20 protein-coding genes are annotated in these 19,899 nt (G+C 68.2%); 12 read left to right on the top strand and 8 right to left on the bottom strand.

Going from position 1 to position 19,899, the window contains the following annotated elements; translation table 11 throughout:
• Positions 1 to 69 precede the first annotated feature (69 nt).
• From QN315_RS14930 to QN315_RS14920, 3 genes are read left to right on the top strand one after another with little or no spacing between them, the layout of a single operon-like run.
• Entirely contained in the window at positions 70 to 1,353 is a 1,284-nt protein-coding gene (locus QN315_RS14930; protein ID WP_323990094.1) for an alkaline phosphatase family protein, read from the top strand.
• Positions 1,354 to 1,378: 25 nt separating this feature from the next.
• The gene (locus QN315_RS14925; RefSeq protein ID WP_323990093.1) at positions 1,379 to 2,671 is read left to right on the top strand and encodes a cytochrome c peroxidase; all 1,293 of its coding nucleotides are present in this window, start codon (positions 1,379 to 1,381) and stop codon (positions 2,669 to 2,671) included.
• Entirely contained in the window at positions 2,668 to 3,228 is a 561-nt protein-coding gene (locus QN315_RS14920) for a cytochrome b/b6 domain-containing protein (RefSeq protein ID WP_323990091.1), read from the top strand. Before QN315_RS14925 ends, QN315_RS14920 begins: the two co-directional genes overlap by 4 nt.
• Before the next feature lie 79 nt (positions 3,229 to 3,307).
• On the opposite strand, the gene QN315_RS14915 is transcribed toward QN315_RS14920, so the two are convergent.
• From QN315_RS14915 to QN315_RS14900, 4 genes are all read right to left on the bottom strand, one after another.
• Positions 3,308 to 3,736, bottom strand: coding sequence for a c-type cytochrome (locus QN315_RS14915; protein ID WP_323990090.1), 429 nt, complete (start codon positions 3,734 to 3,736; stop codon positions 3,308 to 3,310).
• Between the two features lie 172 nt (positions 3,737 to 3,908).
• Complete coding sequence (locus tag QN315_RS14910) at positions 3,909 to 6,350, bottom strand: TonB-dependent receptor (RefSeq protein ID WP_408904533.1); 2,442 nt, start codon at positions 6,348 to 6,350, stop codon at positions 3,909 to 3,911.
• Between the two features lie 208 nt (positions 6,351 to 6,558).
• Entirely contained in the window at positions 6,559 to 6,927 is a 369-nt protein-coding gene (locus QN315_RS14905) for a cytochrome c3 family protein (protein WP_176639493.1), read from the bottom strand.
• A gap of 23 nt (positions 6,928 to 6,950) precedes the next feature.
• Positions 6,951 to 7,763 carry a ferric reductase-like transmembrane domain-containing protein gene (locus tag QN315_RS14900; protein WP_323990088.1) on the bottom strand — a complete coding sequence of 271 codons (813 nt, stop codon included), beginning with the start codon at positions 7,761 to 7,763 and terminating at the stop codon, positions 6,951 to 6,953.
• Between the two features lie 258 nt (positions 7,764 to 8,021).
• Between QN315_RS14900 and QN315_RS14895 the strand changes: the two genes are divergently transcribed.
• Complete coding sequence (locus QN315_RS14895; protein ID WP_323990086.1) at positions 8,022 to 8,807, top strand: sulfite exporter TauE/SafE family protein; 786 nt, start codon at positions 8,022 to 8,024, stop codon at positions 8,805 to 8,807.
• Positions 8,808 to 8,879: 72 nt separating this feature from the next.
• On the opposite strand, the gene QN315_RS14890 is transcribed toward QN315_RS14895, so the two are convergent.
• Both QN315_RS14890 and treF read right to left on the bottom strand, forming a co-directional pair.
• On the bottom strand, positions 8,880 to 9,083 hold the full coding sequence (locus QN315_RS14890) for a hypothetical protein (protein ID WP_323990085.1): 204 nt from the start codon (positions 9,081 to 9,083) through the stop codon (positions 8,880 to 8,882).
• Positions 9,084 to 9,337: 254 nt separating this feature from the next.
• Complete coding sequence (gene treF / locus QN315_RS14885) at positions 9,338 to 10,948, bottom strand: alpha,alpha-trehalase TreF (protein ID WP_323990083.1); 1,611 nt, start codon at positions 10,946 to 10,948, stop codon at positions 9,338 to 9,340.
• Between the two features lie 316 nt (positions 10,949 to 11,264).
• Between treF and QN315_RS14880 the strand changes: the two genes are divergently transcribed.
• From QN315_RS14880 to QN315_RS14845, 8 genes are all read left to right on the top strand, one after another.
• A complete protein-coding gene (locus QN315_RS14880) occupies positions 11,265 to 12,026 on the top strand; it encodes a c-type cytochrome (RefSeq protein WP_323990081.1) in 762 nt (253 codons plus the stop codon).
• On the top strand, positions 12,023 to 12,166 hold the full coding sequence (locus QN315_RS14875; protein ID WP_176640946.1) for a hypothetical protein: 144 nt from the start codon (positions 12,023 to 12,025) through the stop codon (positions 12,164 to 12,166). The genes QN315_RS14880 and QN315_RS14875 overlap by 4 nt, the downstream gene beginning before the upstream one ends.
• Positions 12,167 to 12,182: 16 nt before the next feature.
• Positions 12,183 to 12,731, top strand: a complete 549-nt coding sequence (locus QN315_RS14870) for a cytochrome c oxidase subunit II (RefSeq protein ID WP_323990080.1) — start codon at positions 12,183 to 12,185, stop codon at positions 12,729 to 12,731.
• On the top strand, positions 12,728 to 14,482 hold the full coding sequence (locus QN315_RS14865) for a cbb3-type cytochrome c oxidase subunit I (RefSeq protein ID WP_323990078.1): 1,755 nt from the start codon (positions 12,728 to 12,730) through the stop codon (positions 14,480 to 14,482). Before QN315_RS14870 ends, QN315_RS14865 begins: the two co-directional genes overlap by 4 nt.
• 7 nt (positions 14,483 to 14,489) lie before the next feature.
• The gene (locus QN315_RS14860; RefSeq protein WP_323990076.1) at positions 14,490 to 15,104 is read left to right on the top strand and encodes an SCO family protein; all 615 of its coding nucleotides are present in this window, start codon (positions 14,490 to 14,492) and stop codon (positions 15,102 to 15,104) included.
• A 7-nt stretch (positions 15,105 to 15,111) separates the two neighbouring features.
• Complete coding sequence (locus tag QN315_RS14855; protein ID WP_323990074.1) at positions 15,112 to 15,882, top strand: cytochrome c oxidase assembly protein; 771 nt, start codon at positions 15,112 to 15,114, stop codon at positions 15,880 to 15,882.
• A gap of 18 nt (positions 15,883 to 15,900) precedes the next feature.
• Positions 15,901 to 16,341: a GNAT family N-acetyltransferase gene (locus tag QN315_RS14850; protein ID WP_323990073.1), complete on the top strand. Its 441-nt coding sequence runs from the start codon at positions 15,901 to 15,903 to the stop codon at positions 16,339 to 16,341.
• A 180-nt stretch (positions 16,342 to 16,521) separates the two neighbouring features.
• Entirely contained in the window at positions 16,522 to 17,346 is an 825-nt protein-coding gene (locus tag QN315_RS14845) for a prephenate dehydrogenase/arogenate dehydrogenase family protein (protein WP_323990072.1), read from the top strand.
• On the opposite strand, the gene QN315_RS14840 is transcribed toward QN315_RS14845, so the two are convergent.
• Entirely contained in the window at positions 17,307 to 18,758 is a 1,452-nt protein-coding gene (locus QN315_RS14840; protein ID WP_323990071.1) for a hypothetical protein, read from the bottom strand. The genes QN315_RS14845 and QN315_RS14840 overlap by 40 nt on opposite strands.
• Positions 18,755 to 19,693 (bottom strand): ABC transporter ATP-binding protein, encoded by a 939-nt coding sequence (locus QN315_RS14835; RefSeq protein ID WP_323990070.1) that lies wholly within the window; start codon positions 19,691 to 19,693, stop codon positions 18,755 to 18,757. Before QN315_RS14835 ends, QN315_RS14840 begins: the two co-directional genes overlap by 4 nt.
• Positions 19,694 to 19,899 lie beyond the last annotated feature (206 nt).

Here is a 19,899-nt window from a genome sequence, read left to right as displayed (position 1 = left end):
CATCCGTGCCGGGACAGCGTGCCGGCGTCCGGCTCCCTCGACTGCATGCGCACAGAAAGAAGACACGCCATGACGACACGATCGATCCTCTCCCGGGTGGGGGCCGTCCTGCTCTCGACCTCAGCGCTCGTCACCGGCGGCCAGGCGCTGGCCGCACAGCATCACGGCGCGCACCGCCATGGCGCGGCGATGCTGGAAGGCGTGCCGCGCTATGACAACATCATTATCATCGAGATGGAAAACCGCCAGTACGGCGAAATCATCGGCGCCCAGCCCGCCAGCTCGCCCCACATGACGGCGCTGGCGCAGGAATATAATTCGGCGACGAACTATTACGGCATCACCCACCCCAGCGAGCCGAACTACATCGCCATGATGGCCGGCGACCAGGAAGGCGTGCTGGATGACGACGCCTGGTACTGCCAGGCCGACGGCACCCCGCTGCCGGCCGACAAGGCCATCGTGGCCGGCAAGCCGGACATGGCGCCGATGAACCGTCCCTGCAACGGCATCAAGAAGACCAAGGCGTATGTCGCCCACCATTTCACGGTGCCGAACTTCTTCGCCCAGTTGAACACGGCCGGCATTTCCTGGTCGATGTATAACCAGAGCATGCCGACCAATCCCCAGACGGGCGAAACCATGCCCGAAATGCCCACCTATCCGGCACCGGACGACCAGGGCGCCGACGTGCGCGGGCTGTATGCGTCCAAGCACAACCCGTCGGTCAATTTCGACGATATCCGCGAAGCGCCCGATTTCCACGCCCATAACCGCACCGAACAGGCGTTCTTCGACGATCTGGCCGATGGCAGCCTGCCGCGCTTCGCCTATTTCGTGCCGGACCAGTGCCATGACGACCATGGCCCGTCGGGCCCGATGAAGGACCACCCGCAATGCAAGGGCCACGGCTATGGCCCCTCGCCGCTGCTGACCACCGGCGACGATTACGTCCAGACCCTGGTCGACCATATCCAGGCCTCGCCGCTGTGGACGTCGAAGAAGAATGTTGCGATCGTCGTGACGTTCGACGAGGATGACAGCGGCGGCGCGGGCGTGCAGGGCTGCTGCGGCTATCACCCCGTGGCCCCCGGCCAGCCGCACAAGGGCGTGGTCAACCAGGGCGGCGGGCGTATCCCGACGCTGGTCATCACCAACCACGGCGTGAAGGGCCTGCAGGACGACACCCCGTACAACCATTATTCGCTGCTGCGGACGCTGGAAGACGCGTTCGGCATCAAGCAGCATATCGGCCACGCCAATGACGGCGTCGCGGTACAGCCGGCCGACGGCGCGTTCGTCCAGACGCCGGTGGTGCCGATGGCCAAGATGTTCGCGATCACGGCCCGTTGACCGGATTGCGGACAAGGACGCCGCGATGACGCGGCATGGCAAGGGGCGCGCGGCCGTCTGGACGCTGGCCGCCGCCCTGATCCCGGCCTGTTGGGGGGCGTCGTCGCCGGTCATGGCGGCGGCGCCCCTGTCGCCTGTCGCCCAGTTGGGGCGGCAGCTCTTCTTCGATCCCGGACTGTCGGCGTCCGGTCGGCAATCCTGCGCCAGTTGCCACGATCCGGCCAATCATTATGCGCCGCGCAACGATTTGGCGGTGCAGATGGGGGGCGCCCGGCTGGACAATCCCGGCGTCCGCGCGGTGCCGACCCTGACCTACAAGGACGAGGTGCCGGATTTCTCGGCCACGCTGGAAAACCCCGATGAATCGGCCAGCGGACCCGGCGGCGGCTATGATTGGGACGGGCGCATGGCCTCGGTGGCGGTCCAGTCGGTCAGTCCGCTGACCACCCCGTTCGAAATGGCCAATCCCGACATCGATTCGGTGCGGGCCCGGGTGCGGCGCAATCCGGACTATGTGCGCCAGTTCACCGGTTTGTTCGGCCAGGACGTGTTCGCCACCCCGCGGCAGGTGATCCAGGCGATGGGCACGGCGCTGGCGGCCTTCCAGCACGAGGATTCGTCCTTCCACCCCTATACCAGCAAATATGATTACTATACGCGCGGCCTGGCGACGCTGACCCCGCAGGAACAGCGCGGCATGGCGCTGTTCAACGATGCCGACCGCGCCAATTGCGCCTCCTGCCACACCGCCGGCATCGGCCCCGGCAAGGACGGATCGACCTCGGTCGGGCAGTTCACCGATTTCTTCTTCAAGGATGTCGGCGTGCCGGACAATCCGCAGGTCCGGCCGCCGGCCGGGATGGGCCGCTACGACATGGGCCTGTGCGGCCCCCTGCGCACCGACCTGGCCCCGGCGCGCGATGCGGCCAACCGCCGATATTGCGGCCTGTTCATGACCCCGACCCTGCGCAACGTCGCGACGCGCCATGTATTCTTTCATAACGGCGTGCTGAAGTCGCTGCGCGACGTGGTCGCATTCTACGTCACGCGCGATACCGACCCCACGCGCTGGTATGGCCGCCAGCCCGACATCCGGCCCGACGGCACCCGGCCCGACGGAACCCGGCCCGGCGGGGCCTTGCCCTATAACGGCCTGCCGCCCGATCTGCGCGGCAATGTGGATCGCGACGACATGCCCTTCGCCGCACAGAAGACCGGCGGCCAGCCGATCCTGTCCGAAGCCGAAATGGACGATCTGGTCGCCTTCCTGAACACCCTGACGGACGGCTACAAGCCTGCGACGGCTCAACCGAAATGATCGACATGACAACCAGCGTGCCCCCTGCCCCGATCCAGGCTTATGACCCCCTCACCCGTGCCCTGCATTGGGCGACGGCCGGTATCGTGCTGCTGCAATTCGCCATGGGCGAGACCTGGTCCTGGTTCGGCGCGGGCTGGAAGGGCACAGCCCGCGACATCCACACCAGCATCGGCTTCGCCTTTGCCGTGCTGCTGCTCTTCCGGCTCTATTGGCTGTGCGCCCGGCGGCGGCGGACGACCGCTGGCCCGGCGGACAACCGGCTGGCCATCCTGGTCCATCTGGCGCTCTACGCCCTGCTGGTGGCGGAAACGATGGCCGGTTTCGAATGGCGGTGGAGCGGCACGCGCCCCCTCTTCGTCTTCGGCGCCCATCTGACCTGCGTCCCCTGCCGGCTGGACAAGACCGGCCACCACATCGTCGCGACCCTGCATAATTACGGCGCCTGGACCATCATGGCCCTGGCCCTCGGTCACGCCGCGGTCGCCCTATGGCGGCATTACGTGCGGCGCGACGGCATCCTGGGCCGGATGCTGCCCACGACGCGGCAGGCGTGATTCCCGAAAATAAGAGATTCTTCTTCGGGGCCTTGCACGCGTCCGGCGCAATGACCCCTTCCGCGGCCAGAGCGGCGGATCATTTCCCGCCGGACAGGCTGCCCAGATAGGCGACGATATCGGCCCGGTCCCGGTCCGAGACGATGCCGTCGAACCCCATGCGGGTGCCCGGCGCGAAGCCGGCCGGATCCTTCAGCCACGCAGAGAGCGTCTCGACCGTCCAGACCTGCTGCCGGCGCGCCAGCAGGGCGGGCGAGAAATTGTAGTCGGCAATGGCGGCGATGTGCGTGCCCATCAGGCCATAGAGGTTGGGCCCCATCATCGCCGATCCGTCGCGATCGAAATTATGACAGTCCGAACACATGCTGTCGGCCAGGTCGCGCCCGCGCGACACATCGGCATGCCGCACCCGATCGGCAAAGGACGGATCCGCGGCACGGGCCGCGTCGGCCACCGGGCTCACGCCGGCCGCCACCGCCAGCATCGCTCCCGCCACTCTCCCGAACATGCAACGCATCGCCGATCCCGCCATTTCCTCGCACCCCTCGCCCGGTCCACCCGAAACAGCCTGCCAGCATAAGGAAAACACGGCGCCGCGGTCAGAGCCCACGACGCCATGTCAGGAATATTTCACAAACCGGACCGCGCATGGCGGCCCGGCCCGAAGACGATGGCCGCGATCAGAAATCGCTGCTGACGGTCGCGATGGCCGCGAAAGGCGATGCGATCGTATAGGTCGGCGCCTTGGCCGAGATCATGTTGCCGAAGATGCCCCGGGTGTTCGTGGCATTGGTCTGCACACTATTGATCCAGTTGAGGTACCCGGCGTTCGAGAGGTTCTGCAGGTTCAGGCGGATGGACGGGTTCTTGAACATGCCCATGCTGCTGAAGCGATAGCCCAGCGCGATATTCATGCGCACATAGCCCGGAATATGCTGGTCGTCCATGAAGGTCGCATATTGCTTGCCGACATATTTCAGGTTGAAGCTGCCGAAGCGGTGGCCGTCATCGTAATCCAGCCCGAACCCGACCTGCCATTCCGGTGCTTGCGGCGCGATCTTGCCGGCGGTCGGCAGGTAGTCGACGACTTTGCCCGACGAGGCCTGCAGATTGCTGTCGGTCACGGCATGCAGATATTCGGCCGAGACGTACGGGCGGATATTGTAGATGGGCCGCGTGCCGATCTCGAAATCGAACCCGTCGGAATGTTCGCCGCCGCCATTGGCATTCGTCGTCCAATAGGCGCCGCTGACCGGATCGGTCACGGTCTGGGTGAACAGGCGATTGGTGAAATTATAGTGGAAATAGGTCAGCGATGAGGACACCAGGCGACCCTGGTAGCGCCAGCCGGCCTCTTCCGAGATCGAGATCTCGGGCTGTTGGTTGGGATTGGCCTTGGTCGAATAGCCGCCCGGAACATAGTACGATCCCGAATCGTACAGCGCATAGTTGGTCGGCATGCGATAATTCGTCGACACCGACACGAAGACCTGGTTCTCGGCATTGACCTTGTAGCGCGCGGCGGCGGTCGGCAGCGCCTCGGCATAGTTGGTGGTCACGTATTTCTGCGACACGTTGGGCAGGTAGTTCGCCCCCCGCCGGTCGACGATCGAATATTTCAGGCCGGCATCGATCGTCAGGCGGTCATGCAGCAGCGACAGGCTGTCGCCGATGAAGGGCGTATGCACGACTGTCTGGGTCAGCGTGTTGCGATATTGCGCCGTCACCCCGTTATTGAGCACCAGGTTGGGCCCGCCGCCCCAGACGTCGAACGCCGTGCCGTTGGGACCGACCAGCCCGTACGGCGCGGTCTGGGTCTGCTTCGAATATTCGAACCAATATCCCACCATCAGGCGGTTGGGACCGTACGACCATGTCAGCTTGGTCGTGGCACCGGGGCGATAGGTCTCGGTCAGGGAAGGATTATAAAGCAGCGGGCTGCCCGAGGAGAGGCTGCCGATATGGCCGCCGATCTTCGTCGCACCATACTGGTAGGACGCCAGGCTGGTGGCATAGGCGCCGCCGCCATTGCCGTAGCCGTACCAGAAATAGGGCGTTTCCGTCAGCGTCAGGTGGTCCGTCAGCGTGAAGGTCGACGGCATGCTGGCATAGATGTTGGTGAACGGATTGGGATGCAGTTTGTAGTAATTGCCGTCGCCGGGCACGAAATGCTGCTCGTACACCGTGTTCGGCGGGTCGTTCCTGCCCAGACCCGAACTGCCGATCGGGTTGGCGAAGCCGTTGCCCCATTTCCGCCAGCTCGCCATCGTGACGCTGGGATAGGCGTCGTTCTGCAGCGAATTGCCCACGACCGCCAACGAGACGCGGTTGCCCTGCCCCCAGTCGTTCACGATCTTCATTTCGCCGTGCTTCTTGTTCTCATAGCCCGGGCCGCGCCAATGGTCCTGCCGCCCCTGGGAGTACGAGAAATAGGCCCGCAGATTGGTATGGCCGATATAGCCCGTGTCGAAGCGCGCGAATCCGCGCGTGGCGTTGAACGAGCCATAGGTCATGTCGACCTGGCCGCCCATCGTCTTCCTGGGGTCGATCATGTACATGTCGACCACGCCGCCCGAGGCACTGATGTGCGGGCTGTCCAAATCGGCCGAACCCTGTGCCAGCCGGACGGTGCGCAGGTTTTCCGAATCGACGATTTCCTGCGGATAGACCGCGAAATTACCGATATCGTTGATCGGGAAACCCTCCAGCGTGAAGCCCATCTGGCTTTCGGTCAGGCCACGGACCGAGATATGCCCGCCGGTCATGCCCATCGGGTCGGTATCCGACACGTTGGCGCCCGGCAGCAGGGCGATCAACTGCATCGGGTTCAGCGCCGGGTTCTGCTTGGCGATGTAATCCCGCGTGATTTCCGAAACCGATTTCGGCGCATCCTGGTTGACCATCAGCCCGCCGCCCAGCGCCCGGCGCGTGACCCCGTCACCATAGCTGTGGCCGACCACCTCCATCTTCTCGTCGGTCGGCGACGTCGCGCCCAGCATCGAGGGCGGCGCATCGCCGACCGGCGCCCGGGTCAGGGCTGGGGTCGGGGCCGCCGAAGACGATGCCGTCCGCGCCTGTTGCGCCAGAGCAACAGGCGACAAGGAAGTAGAACATGCCAGCATAAAAAAGGCGGAACAGATATATTTCGACATAAAATTCTCCACTGACCCCTGTCAGCGGCGGCTTATAAATGAAGCTGACTTTTCAGTCAGGTTATATTCTTAAAAATTCTCAAATTCATAAAAATTTAACATTTTTATAAAAAGTAATATTGATCATGTTGTTTTTATATTGCCTGTTGCGATTGCACCGCAAACATCCCGCAGGCCATCAAAGAATATCCTGCGCGCGCTCGCCCGGCCGGGGCGTATGGCATTCGTGGCACAGGCGGATCGGACCGGCGGCCAGATGGTCGCGCCGCCGTGCCAGATGGCAGGATTCGCAGAAATCATGGAATGTCGCCCGCGCCCCCGCCGCCAGGTCGGGCCGCGTGACATGGCAGAGGATGCATTTGCGGTGCGGCAGCGCCGACAGGCCGGGATCCAGGCTGTCATGATGGCATTGCACGCAATTATAGGCGCTGTGCGCCCGATGCAGGAACATGACGGGCAGCGGGTCGGCATGCCCCGGCCGGGGACGATAGCCCCACCCGGCCAGGACGAGCATCGCCGCCAGCACGCCGGCCAGCGCGGCCGTCATCCCCCATCCCGCCGCGCGGCCCTTCACGGCGCCACCCAGCGCCCGAGCCATTCCGCATAGAGCAGCGACAGGCCCAGCGACGCCACCCCCACCCCCAGCGACAGGCGGACCGCAATGGCCGATGTCGCGCGCCGCCGCCGCCGTCCGGGGGCGACCGGCGGCAGGCGACCATGCCGGCCGACCCAAGGCAGGACGGCGCAGACCAGCGCGGTCACGGCCAGGGCGGCGACCTGCCCGCGCGTCGTGACATGCAGCCGCGCGGCGGCGATATGGACCGTCGCAAGCCCCAGCAGCATCAGGGCCGCGGCACCATGCGCCCGCCGGAACGACGCGGCATTGCGCCAGAGGTACGCCCGCGCGGCCGGCATCGCCAGACCGCCCAGCAGCGCCATGCCCCCCGCCGCCAGGCCGCCCGCCAGCATATAGGCCGGGGCGCCGGGCAGCAGGTAACGCAGGGTCAGCGGCTCGGCCCATAGCAGCAGCAGGGCATGCAGCAGCGGCAGCAACACCGCCAGCCACCCCAGCAGCCGATGCGCGCGGATGAAGAACTTGCCATCATAGAAAGGCAGGCGCAGCGGGCGCCCCGTCAGGACGAACAGGAACAGGAGCAGCGCATAGGCCGCCACGCCGCAGGCCATCGCGCCGTCCCAGGCCGGGGCCATCGCCGGCAGGGGCCGCCAGCAGAAGACCACCCCGGACAGCAGCGCGGCCAGAACGGCCAGAGGAAGCAGCAGGATCATCGACGCCGCACGGTCATGCCGGATGGATCCGCCCCATATCGCCCCTTGCCCGCGCTGCCCCGCCGCCCATGTCTGGCGCCCATGTCTGGCGCCCATGTCTGGCTCGGTATCCTGTCCGGCACAATATCCGGCACGATATGACGGAAACAGGGGATGATGGAAGCGGACGGGTGCGAACAGGCCCGCGGCTTTTCTCCATCGCGCGGCCCCATTGACCATGCGGGCGGATTATATCACCATGCGTTTTCGTTTATTAAAAAATTATCCCACCGCGATGATTTCAATTCGTAAGACTCTCATGATATCGTGCAATGAGATCGATCCGTTTATCGATCAGCTTTCGGGGACCTGTCCATGACCTTGAGTGACGCGTTTCAGCCACTTTACTCGCTATCCGGGCTGGGCGTGGGTTTCCTCGTCGGGGTGACGGGCGTGGGCGGCGGGTCGCTGATGACGCCGCTGCTGATCCTGCTGTTCGGCATTCATCCCCAGACTGCCGTCGGCACCGACCTGCTCTATGCCGCCATCACCAAGGCGGTGGGCACGAGCGTGCACGGATCTGCCGGCGGCGTGGACTGGAAAATCGTGCGCCGCCTGTCGTCGGGCAGCATTCCCGCGGCGGCGCTGACCTTGCTGGCCCTGCATGCGCTGGGCGCGCCGTCGCTCTCCACGACGCACCTGATTTCACGCAGCCTGGGCGTGGCATTGCTGCTGACGGCGCCCTGCATCATGTTCCGCGCGGCGATCATGACGCGCCTGGCCGGCTTTTCCGAACGCCTGACCGACCGGCAGGCCCATGTGCTGACCATCCTCGTGGGCGCGCTGCTGGGCCTGCTGGTGTCGCTGTCCTCGGTCGGGGCGGGGGCGATCGGGGTGACCGCGCTGCTGGTCCTGTATCCGCGCCTGTCCACCGCGCGCATCGTCGGCTCGGACATCGCCCATGCGGTGCCGCTCACGCTGGTCGCCGGGCTGGGCCACTGGCTGCTGGGGTCGGTCGATCCGGCCATGCTGATCGCGCTGCTGACCGGATCGATCCCCGGCATCATCCTGGGCAGCCTGTTCGTCGGCCGCATCCGCGAAAGCGTGCAGCGCACCGTGCTGGCAACCGTGCTGCTCATCGTGGGCGCCCGGCTGATCTGATCCGCCCTAAATCACAACATGGGATCATAACCTGGGATCATAATTCGCCGGACCTCCTTCGCCGGGCGGCAATCACCCATCCCGCTCCGGCCGGACTTCGCCGTCGCCATGGGGGTCGTGCTCCAGCGGCGGCTCGTGCGGGTGCGGCGGCCCCGGCGGCCCCGCCGGCTTGTGCGGGTCGACTCCCGGCGGAACCTGGTCGGGCACCGGCGGCTGCGGATGGGGGCCGGGCACCCCCTCATGCTCGGGGTCGGGACTGCGATCGGGAGATGTCATAGGACCGGCCCTGCATCATCGTCATCCGGCTCGAACGGGTCGTCGTCCGGCGGCCCCTCGTCGGGCATCGGGTCGTCGGGATTGAACGGGCCCGGATTAGGCGTCGGCATCGGCCGCCTGGGGCCGTCGCCATCGCGCGCGAACCTGGACATTGCGGTTCCCCCTCTGTGCGCCTATCAACCGGCACGGGGCAAGATGGTTCCGGGCGGGGCCGCGTCAATGCATAAGGTGCCGGTACATCGTTGGCCCGTGCCTCAGTGCCGCACGCGTCCGGCACGAGCATGATGGGCGTGGTGGTCGGCATAGTCGGCCAGCAGCATGCGCGTGACGCCGTTCGTCCAGCCAAACCCGTCCTGCAGCGGATATTCGCCGCCGCCTCCGCCGAGTCCGTCCGGGGCCGATCCGATGGCGTATTTCTCGACCAGCTTGGCCTCGCGCGCATAAAGGCCCGCAACCGTGGCCAGCCACCGATGGGACAGGTCGCGCGCCTGCGCATACAGGCCATAGCGGCGCATGCCGTGAATGGCCATCCATTGCAGCGGCGCCCAGCCATTGGCGCGGTCCCATTGCTGGATGCTGTGCTGCTCGGTGGTCGCCAGTCCGCCGGGCAGCAACAGCCGCTCGGCCAGGGTGGCGGCGACGCGGTGCGCCTGGTGATGGCTGGCCAGCCCGACATAGAGCGGCACGGCCGAAGCCGCCGTGACCTGCGGCCGATGCCGCATCAACGCCCAGTCGTAATCGACGAAGGCCCCCTGCTCCGGCTGCCAGAAATACCGGTCGATGGCCCGGCGGCGGATGGCGGCGCGCCGATGGAACAGGACGGCACGCGCCTCGTCCCCGGCCAGGCGGCTCAGCCGTTCGATCTGACGTTCGAGCAGATGGAGAAAACTGTTGAGGTCGACGGGCAGGATCGCGGTGGTGCGGATGCTCGACAGGTCGTCCGGCGAACCCAGCCAGCGCGAACTGAAATCCCATCCCGACGCGGCGCCGGCCCGCAGGTCGCGATAGATGTCCGCGGCCGGGCGCGTGCCGGCCGCCGCCGTCGCCACATCCTCGCAATAGGCCTCCTCGCGCGGGGTGTCGCGATCGTCCCAATAGCGGTTCAGCAGCATGTTGTCCGGCAGGCAGACGACGTGGCGGCGGGCCTCGCCGGGGCACAACCCGTCGGCCCCGTCCATCCAATAGTCATATTCCCGCAGCAGATCCGGCAGGTAACGCACCGCCTGGCGCAGGCCGTGCCGTTCCAGCAACCCGACCATCAGCGCAAAGACCGGCGGCTGCGAGCGGCTGAGATAATAGCTGCGGTTGCCGTTGGGGATATGGCCATAGGCCTGGATGATGAAGGAAAAATTATCGGCCATCGCGTGCAGCAGCCGGTGCTTGCCCCCCGCGGCCAGGCCCAGCATCGTGAAATAGGAATCCCAGTAATAAAGCTCGGAAAACCGGCCGCCCGGCACCACGTACGGATGCGGCAGCGGCAGCAGCGACCCATGGGCCGCGTGGTCGTCCGGATGGCGGGACAGCACGCCCCACAGACCGTCGATATGGGCGGCCAGCGACTGGCCGGGATCCGAGACATAGCGGCTGGCGACGACGGGCTCGGGCGTGAAATTCTCCGCCACGAAGCGCGACAGGTCGAATCCGGCGGCGGCGTTTCCGGCGCGATAGGCACGCAGGATCGCATCGGGCGCGCGGCGCGGCACGCAATCGACGAAGCTCTTGCTGTCCGGAAAGATCCGGCCGCTCTGCACGGCGACGAACAATTCCTGGTACCGGTCGGCCGGCGTCATGATGTCGGCGGGCGCGACATGCTCGACACCGGGCGCATGCCCGCCGGAGGCAAGAATCGTTTCGGCCAGGAGCATGCACTTCGTTCCCGTCTGGCGGCGCGCTGCGCCGGCCGGTCCATTCATGCACGAACGGCACGGATTGCGCGCTACCCCTCACCATATTGTAACCGCCGGCGCCGTCATCGCCAGGGGCATGCGGCACGCGGCACGCGGCATGTTCCGCCCCTTGTCCGAAGCCAGGCCGGTCGCAGTTGTCACGGAAGCGAAAGATGTGCAAAACGCACCCGTCGCGACCGCGTGAAGCGGCCGGACAGCGAGGTTTCACGACCGGTCGGCTTCGTCGGCGATCCCGCGGCAGGCGATCCAGGCAAAGCCCGTGGGGGAGAGCGGCATGCACGGACTGGCGGGCAGGATACAGGCGCGGCGGCGGCGCGTACGCGCCCTGGCGATCGCGGGCGCTTGCCTGCTGGCAGGAATGCCGGCCCCTGCCCCAGCACAGCCCTCTGCCCAGGATACGCAACCTGCCGCCGAAAGCCCGGACGTGGCGGCCGGCCGCCTGATCGCCGAACGGGGCGTCCAGGCCGGCCATGTCGGCTGCGCGGCCTGCCACATGATGAACGGGGCCGGGCAGCCGGACATGGCGATCCCGCGCCTGGCCGGTGCCGCCCCGGCCTATCTGCAGCAGCAGCTTTCCTTCTTCGCCGCCGGCAAGCGCACCAGCTTCTGGATGACCCCGTTCGCCCGGGCGCTGACGCCGCAACAGATGCGCGCCGTCGCAGCCTATTACGCGGCGCAGTCCGCCCCCGTCGAAGCCGATGCCGAGGTGCTGGTGCCGGTGCCGGCCGGCCGCCACGCCCGCGGCCAGACGGTATTCGAAACCGGGGGCGGCGGTGCCGGGGTCATGCCCTGCGCGGGCTGCCACGGGCCGGCGGGGCAGGGCATGGGCCCCTTTCCGCCTCTGGCGGGGCAGTCCGCCCCCTATGTGCTGGGGCAGTTGCGCCGCTGGAAACGGGGCAGCGATCGCGACCCGATGGGCAAGATCATGGTCATGGAGGTCCGGGGAATGAATGATGCCGACATGCAGGCGGTCGCCGCCTTCGTCCAGAGCCTGTCCGGAAACGGCCCAGGAAGCGGCTCCGGAAGCGCCCAATGACCATGGAAAGCAACGGCGATCTGCCGCCGCTCCCCGGATCGGTGCGCCCGGTCGGCACCTGGGTGGTCGGCGGCGTGCTGGCGGCCGCCATCCTGCTGGTCTGGGGCCTGGTGTCGTTGATTTTCCTTCATCGCGCATGACGCAAGGAGAGCGGTGATGAGCGAGGAACGGGGCATGACCCCCTTCGAGGCTGCGTTCCACGCCTCGGCCGAACGGCACGAACGGGTCTGGACGTTCTGCGTGATCGTCATGCTGGCGCTGCTGACGATCGGCACGATGTTCTATGTGGTGCGGGATTACGGGCTGGTGTCCGCGACGGGCGCCTTCTACACCGACCCGGCAGACCCGGCGCGGGAGGCCGCGTTCGCCGACGGCAAGATCGTGCGGACGGGGCCGAACGCCTATGCGGTCTACGTGGTGGGGCGGGCCTGGCACTGGTCGCCCGACGTGATCCGCGTGCCCGCCGGGGCCGAAATCACCTTTTACGTCACCAGCGCCGACGTGCTGCACGGTTTCGAAATCCAGGGCACGGCGGTCAACCTGACGGCGGTGCCGGGCGTGGTGGGCTCGGTGAAATACACGTTCCGCCGCCCGGGCGTGTACCACATCATCTGCAACGAATATTGCGGCATGCTGCACCATGCCATGGTCGCGCGGATCGTCGTCACGCCATCGCAAGCCGTCACGACGGGGACCCCGTCATGAATATCCAGGTCGCAACGCAGGCCGCCGGACCGCGCGCGGACACCGGGCGCGACGCAGGCATTGGGCGCGACGCGGCCATGCGGCGCATGATGCTGGCTTTCCTGGTCGCGGGCTTCGGCGCCCTTTTGGTCGGCGCCACCATCGGGCCGCTGCAGGCGCTGAACTATGCCGGGATCAACGCCTATCCGTCCCTGCGGCCGCTGCTGCAGACCTATTATCAGGGCCTGACGATCCACGGCGTGCTGAACGGCTATGTCTTCACCTTCTTCGTCACCTGCGGGCTGCTGGTCTACCTGCCGGCGCGCGAACTGGGGGTGGCGCCGGGCCTGGCGCTGTGGCGCGCCTGTTTCGGGCTGATGGCGGCGGGTACGGCCTGCCTGCTCTATGCCATGTTCGACAATTCGTCCTCGGTGCTGTGGACGTTCTATCCGCCGCTGAAGGGCAGCCCGTTCTTCTATTTCGGCATGACCCTGCTGACGATCGGCAGCACGATGCCGCTGCCGATCCTGCTGGCGATGCGCGCCACGTGGAAGCGCGCCCGCCCCGGCCAGGTCACGCCGCTGGTCACCTATATGAGCCTGGTGACCATGCTGATGTGGGTGATGGCCGGCGTTGGCGCGCTGGCCGAGCTGGTGCTGCAGCTCGACCCGTGGTCGATCGGGCTGATCGCCGCCGTCGATCCGATCATAGACCGCACGCTGTTCTGGCTGACCGGACACCCGATCGTCTATTTCTGGCTGATGCCGGCCTATATTTCCTGGTACGGGCTGCTGTCGCGCCAGGCGGGCGGCAAGCTGGTGTCGGACCCGATGGCGCGGCTGACCTTCGCGCTACTGATGGTGTTCGCCCTACCGGTGGGCACCCACCACCAATTCGCAGACCCCGGCTTTTCGCAGGTCTGGCGCGGCATCCTGGTCGTGCTGACCATGTCGGTGGCGATGCCCAGCCTGATCACCGCCTTCACCCTGGGGCTCAGCCTGGAATATGCCGGGCGACTGCGCGGCGGGACCGGACTGTTCGGCTGGTTCCGCGCCCTGCCCTGGGGCGATCCCAGCGTCGCGGCACAGGTGCTGGCGGCCGTGACCTTCATCCTGGGCGGCGCCACGGGCATCGTGAGCGGAAGCTGGCAGTTGGACGCCATCGTCCACAACACCATTTTCGTCCCCGGCCATTTCCACGTCACGGTCGGCAGCGTGACGGCGATGACCTTCATGGCCATCACCTTCTGGATGGTGCCGCATCTGACCGGCCGGCGGCTGGTCAGCCGGCGCCTGGCGCTGGCGGCCGCCTGGCTGTGGTTCGCGGGGATGATGCTGTTCGCCGTGGGCATGCAATGGGCCGGGCTGTATGGCGTGCCGCGCCGCGCCTGGGTCTCGGCCCTGCCGCACGGCACCTATCATGCGCTGTACGGCGCGGCGTCGGTGCCGCTGGCGCTGGTGGCGGCGGGCGGGGTGGTGCTGTGGCTGGCGACATACGCGTTCTTCGCGGTATTCTTCGGCACGATCCTGTTCGGCCGCCGCGCCGCGCCGCCGCCGGTTCCCTTCGCCCAGGCCATCGGCGGCCCGGCCGGTCACGCAATCGACGCCCCGCCGTCCCCGGCCGGGGCAGGGCCTTCCCCCCTGGCGCGGGCCCTGGAACATGTCTGGATCCTGGCCGGCGTGACGCTGGTCGCCGCCGCCGCGGCCTATGTGCCGATCCTGTGGCCGTTCCTGCACCATGTGACCCGCGCGCCCGGCTGGGTGCTGTGGTAGGCACGGCGTGACGTCCCCCCGCTGGCGGGTATCGCTCTGGCGCGGGGGCTGCGCCGGGGCGGCCGCACTGGCGGCACTGGCGCTGTACACCCGGCTCGGCGCCCTGTCCGGCCGCGACTTCGCCCGGTTCAGCGGCTCTGCCGTTCCGGCCGCGGCGGCGCCCGCCCTGGAACTCCGCGACGATCGAAACCGGCCGTTCGACCTGGCATCCCTGCGCGGCCAGGCCGTTCTGGTCTATTTCGGCTATGTCCGCTGCCCCGATGTCTGCCCCACGGTGCTGAACGCCCTGGCCCCGGTCTTCGACCGGCTGGGGCATGACGCCGCACGGGTCCGCGTGGTGTTCGTGACCCTGGACCCCACCCATGACACGCCGGCCGCATTGCATGATTTCCTGGCCAATTTCCGGCCGGCGCCGATCGGCCTGACCGGACGGCCCCGGGACGTGGAATCCATCGCGCGGGCCTGGCGGATCGGCTGGCAGGACGCGGGCCCGGACGGACGGATCAACCATCTCTCGGTTCTGACGCTGGTCGGGCCGGACGGGCATATGCGGGCCCGCTACGGCATGACGCAACTGGACGACCCGTCAGGCATGGCAAGCGACATCCGGTCCGTCCTATGATCGACGTGTGATCGACGTGCCTGTGACCGATGGACCCGGAACCGCATGGAGCCCGCTGGCCGTCGGCGCCTGGATGGCCGCCGCGATCCTGACCGGAATCGCGATCGCCGTCCTCAGCTCCAGACATCCCGGGCCCACGCAACCCGGGACCGCGCGCGGGACATGGCGCCGGCTGCCGGCGGCAGCGGCCGGGGCGTCATTGCTGGCGGCATCCTGCCTGGGGCTGCGCGACCCGCTGGCCTCGATGGCGCAATACACGCTCGCCCTGATGGTGCTGGGGCAGGTGGTGCCGCCCTTCCTGCTGCTGGCCTGGCCCGGCAAAGCGGGCGGCGCTGCGTCCCCCACGGGCTGGCTGCGCGATCCGGGCGTGGCGGCCGTGCTGTTCGGCGGGCTGGCGATCGTCACCGGACTGCCCGCGGTGCTGGACCGCTCGCTGGCCAACGCGCTGTTCAGCGCGCCGCTGGGCCTGCTGGACCTGCTGGCCGGCCTGCTGTTCTGGGCGCAGGTCCTGCCCGGCACCCGCATCATCCGCAGCAACCCGGGGGCGGGGCTCTATGCCCTGCTGGGCGGCGTGCCGATGACGGTGGTGGCGGTGGTCTGGATGACCGCCCCCCGGGTGCTGTACGCCCCCTACCTGGACGTGCTGTGCCGGTGGGACCTGACGCCGCTGCAGGACCAGCACTGGGCCGGCTTCATCATGCTGGTCGCCGGGCTGCCGCTGCAGGTGACTGGCGCCTGGCTGCTGGTCGCCCCCCCCCCTGAACGCCCCCAACCCTGAACGCGAAAAGGGACCTTCATGCCCGACATGCGGATCGCGCGCATCGCCCTGACCGACTGCCTGCCCATCCGCCGGGCGGTGCTGTGGCCCGGCCGGACGGCCGAGGAATGCCTCGTGCCCGGCGATGCCGACGCGCTGCATTACGGCGCCTTCGCCGACGGGGTCCTGGCGGGGTGCGGGTCGTTCTTTCCCGTCGACGGCCGCACGGTGCGGCTGCGCAAATGCGCGGTGCTGCCCGAATGCCAGGGCCAGGGGATCGGCAGCGCGCTGCTGCGACGGGCCTTCGCCGATCTGCGCCCGCTCGGCTTCACCGGGATCACGCTGGACGCCCGGCTGACCGCCGTCGCATTCTATCGCCGTTTCGGGCTGGCGCCGCGCGGCGCGCCCTTCGTCAAGAGCGGCCTGCGCTACGTCGTCATGGAAGGCACCCTGCCGGAAGGGATTGACCGCGCGGAATAGAAGGCGCTAGCTGCCGCGCATGACGACGATTCCCACCCTGCCGGCCCCTGCCCTGGCCGGACTCTATTACGCGCCGCTCTCATAGCGGCGGGGATTGCGTTCTGTACTCAACCGCTGCGTCGTCGGCGGTTGACTCTATCCGGATACCAGCGGCGACGCGGCTCGAAGAAAGCCCCGTTCATGCTGCCCAATTTCCCTGCCCCTCGACCGCCCCAGGTCGGATTGATCGGTTTCGGCGCCTTCGGGCGGCTGATCGCCGTCCATCTGCGCGCCCATTGCCGCCTGCTGGTCCACGACCCCGCCCTGCCGCCCGGCGAGGCCGCGCCGATGGCGGGCGTCACCGCCGGCCCGCTGGCCCTGGCCGCACGCTGCCCGATCGTCATCCTGGCCGTGCCGGTCGCCGCGCTGCGGGATGCGGTGCTGGCGATCCGTCCGCATCTGGCGGAGCGGGCGCTGGTCGTCGATGTCGGCTCGGTCAAGATGCTGCCCGCCCGGATCCTGTGCCGCGACCTGCCCACGCATGTCGACATCATCGCCACCCATCCGCTGTTCGGCCCGCAGAGCGCGCGGGACGGGCTGGCGGGCCGGCGGATCGCGCTCTGCCCGCTGCGCGGCACGCGGGCGGCGGCGCTGGCCGCCTTCCTGCGCCGACTCGGCCTGCGCGTGATCCTGACGACGCCCGAGGCCCATGACCGCGAGGCCGCGATCAGCCAGGGCCTGACCCACCTGCTGGCCCGCCTGCTGGACCACATGGAACCCCACATGAAACCGATGCCGCAGCGGATCACGACGGGCAGCTTCGACCAGTTGCGCGCCGCCCTGGACATGGTCCGCCACGACTCGCCCGAGGTGTACCACGCCATCACGCAACTGAACCCCTATGCGCGGGAAATGCGCGCGCGCTTCCTCGCCCTGGCGCGGCAGATGGCCGAAGACGACCCGCACGTCACCAGCGATGCCGCGCCCTATTCCGTGTCCAGCGGCCAGTCCATCCGGGCCAGTTGAGCCGGGGCGACCCACGCGATCACCATGCCCGCCGCAAAGACCCCCAGCGCCAGCCCGACGCCCGTCGCGGCCAGTCCCGCGCGGGCCATGGTGAGGGGATTGCCCAGATTGAGCGTCATATAGGCCAGCACGTTGCAGGCGACGATCGCCCCCTTGCCGCCGATTGCCCGCCACAGCAGCGGCAGCGCGCCGAAATGGGCCGCCCCGACGAACATCAGAAAGGTCAGTCCCCCCAGCATTGGCACGTTCTGCCGCTGCGGCAGTTCCCCCAGCGCCGCCTGGAACAGCAGCGTCACCCCCACCGCGATTGCCCCGGCCAGCAGGACATTCACCCGATAGGCCCGGAACATCGCCCGCACGAACGCCCGCCGCCCGCCATAGCGCCCGGTCATGAAGAAATACGGCCAGTCCCCCCGCGCCGTCAGCCAGCCCCCCAGCCCCATCACCGTCATGGACAGCGGCGCGAGCATGACGCTGGGGGCGCCGTCGCGGAAATTCGTGACGAAACGACCATGGCCGAACAGGGCCGCACCCCAGCAGGCCAGCACGTCGAACAGCAGTATGAACAGGAACAGGGCCACGAAGCCCGCCAGCATGCCCGCCGGCCCGATCTGCCGCGCCAGGATCGGTGCCAGGGTCGGCGGCAAGGCCGCCTGGCGCAGGAAGGCCGGCTGCCAGACCATGACGGCATGCAGCGCCGCCCCCAGCCCGCCCGGTGCAGGCGCCGGAATCCTCGCCCGGGCCGCGCGGTTCTCCTGCAGCGTCGTCCGGCGTTCCGCGCGCCCGTGATGAAAGGTCAGGGTCGTGGCCACGGCCAGCGCGCATGCCGCGACCACCAACCCGGCCGACGGCGCGGACAGCGTGACGATCCAGCGCTGCCATGTCGGCACGAAACTCAGCACCATGCCGCCGGTCATGACCAGGCCCCGCACCCCCTTGACCCAGGCGCGCTCGCCCCGCTCGCCCTGCCCGCCGACACCCAGCACGGCCAGGGCGACGAAGGCCGCCGCCCCCGGCGCGGGCACGCCGGCCAGCACCAGGGGCAGGACCAGCCCCGCGCACAGCAGAAAGATGACCAGCAATGCGGCCCGGCGCTCGGCATCGACCAGGCCGGGCACCGTCGCGGCCAGCGGGTTGCGGACCTGCCGCATGCAGTGAAGCCCGACGGCGCCGATCCCGAACATGCCGGCCAGGAAGACCGGGTTGAAATGCCCGCTCTGCCCGATATCGGGCATCACCCCCGGCGGATGGCGGCGCAGCCGGCCGATCCATACCGGCATCTGCACCAGGTACAGGGCCGTCGCCAGCAGCCCCGGATTGCCGGTGACGAAGGCCCGGCTGCCATAGACGCGCAGCGCCGCGCCGAGCGCGGACACCGGCGAGGGCAGGTCCGGCCGCGCCGTTCCCATCACCGGGTGATCTCCAGGAACGCGGCCTCCAGGTCCGGATGGCGCACGCTGACCGGGTGCGCAAAGGCAGCCTGCAGCGCGTCGGCCAGCCGGTCGTCCCAGCCGTCGACCAGCAGCGCGCCCGTCGCCGCGTCGCGCCCCAGGCAGGTCAGCGGCGCGGGCAGCCGATCCGCGATCGGGCCGGCGGGGCCGGTGGGCGGCGCCGCGCCGCCATCGCCCGCCGGCACGATCCAGCGCGTGGCCCGGCGAAACCGCTCCATCGGCGTGTCGTGCACGATGCGCCCCCGCGCCATGAACAGCGCGCGCGTCGCCACCTTCTCCAGGTCCGACAGGATATGCGAGGACATCAGCACGCAGGCGCCCGTCCGCGCGCAATATTCGTCCAGCAGGGCCATGAAATCGCGCCGCGCCTGGGGGTCCAGGCTGGCGACCGGCTCGTCCAGGATCAGGAAATCCGGCCGGTGGCGCAGCGCCAGCACGATGGCCAGGCGCTGCTTCTGCCCGCCCGACAGCCGCCCGACCCGCGCCGCAGGGTCGAGATCGGCCCAGGCCAGCAGCGCCGGATCGGGCGCCTGCGGCACGCTGGCGTAAAACCCGCCCAGATAGGCGATCAGTTGTCCGACCCGGAAGGACCCGAACGCATTCATCGCCTGCGGCACATAGCCCATGCGGGCACGCCGCAGCGCATCCAGCGCCCCGGCCTCCTGCCCCCAGATCGAGACCGTGCCGCTGCCGGGCAGCAGAAACCCCAGCAGACAGCCGATCAGCGTGGATTTTCCCGCACCGTTCGGCCCCAGCAGGGCCACGATCTCACCCGGCGCGATCGCGAAGGACAGCCCGTCCAGGGCCCGACATGTCCCGAAGGCCTTGACGAGATCCCGGACATCGACCACCGCCGCCGCGGCAGGTTGCGCCGCTCCCTGCGTTTCCGCGTTCATCCCACCCCTTTCGACCGGGCCGGCCGGGCAGGGCCGCCAGGTAGGACCGCAAGACATCGCGTCCAGAATCCCCGCGATCCGGGCCCGAGGCAAATAAAAGGATTTTTGAAGTCCAGGGGCCGGACAGGACGCGGCGGGACGGGCATGATCGGCGGGCAGGAGGAATGCGGCCATGACCGACACCGATCCGCTCCATCGCCGGTTGC

It is taken from the genome of Nguyenibacter sp. L1 (assembly GCF_035199985.1).
In the GTDB taxonomy this organism is placed as follows: Bacteria; Pseudomonadota; Alphaproteobacteria; order Acetobacterales; family Acetobacteraceae; genus Gluconacetobacter; species Gluconacetobacter vanlangensis.
The sequence above is the reverse complement of the archived record's forward strand: the minus strand, read 5'-3'. Positions and strand labels throughout refer to the sequence as shown.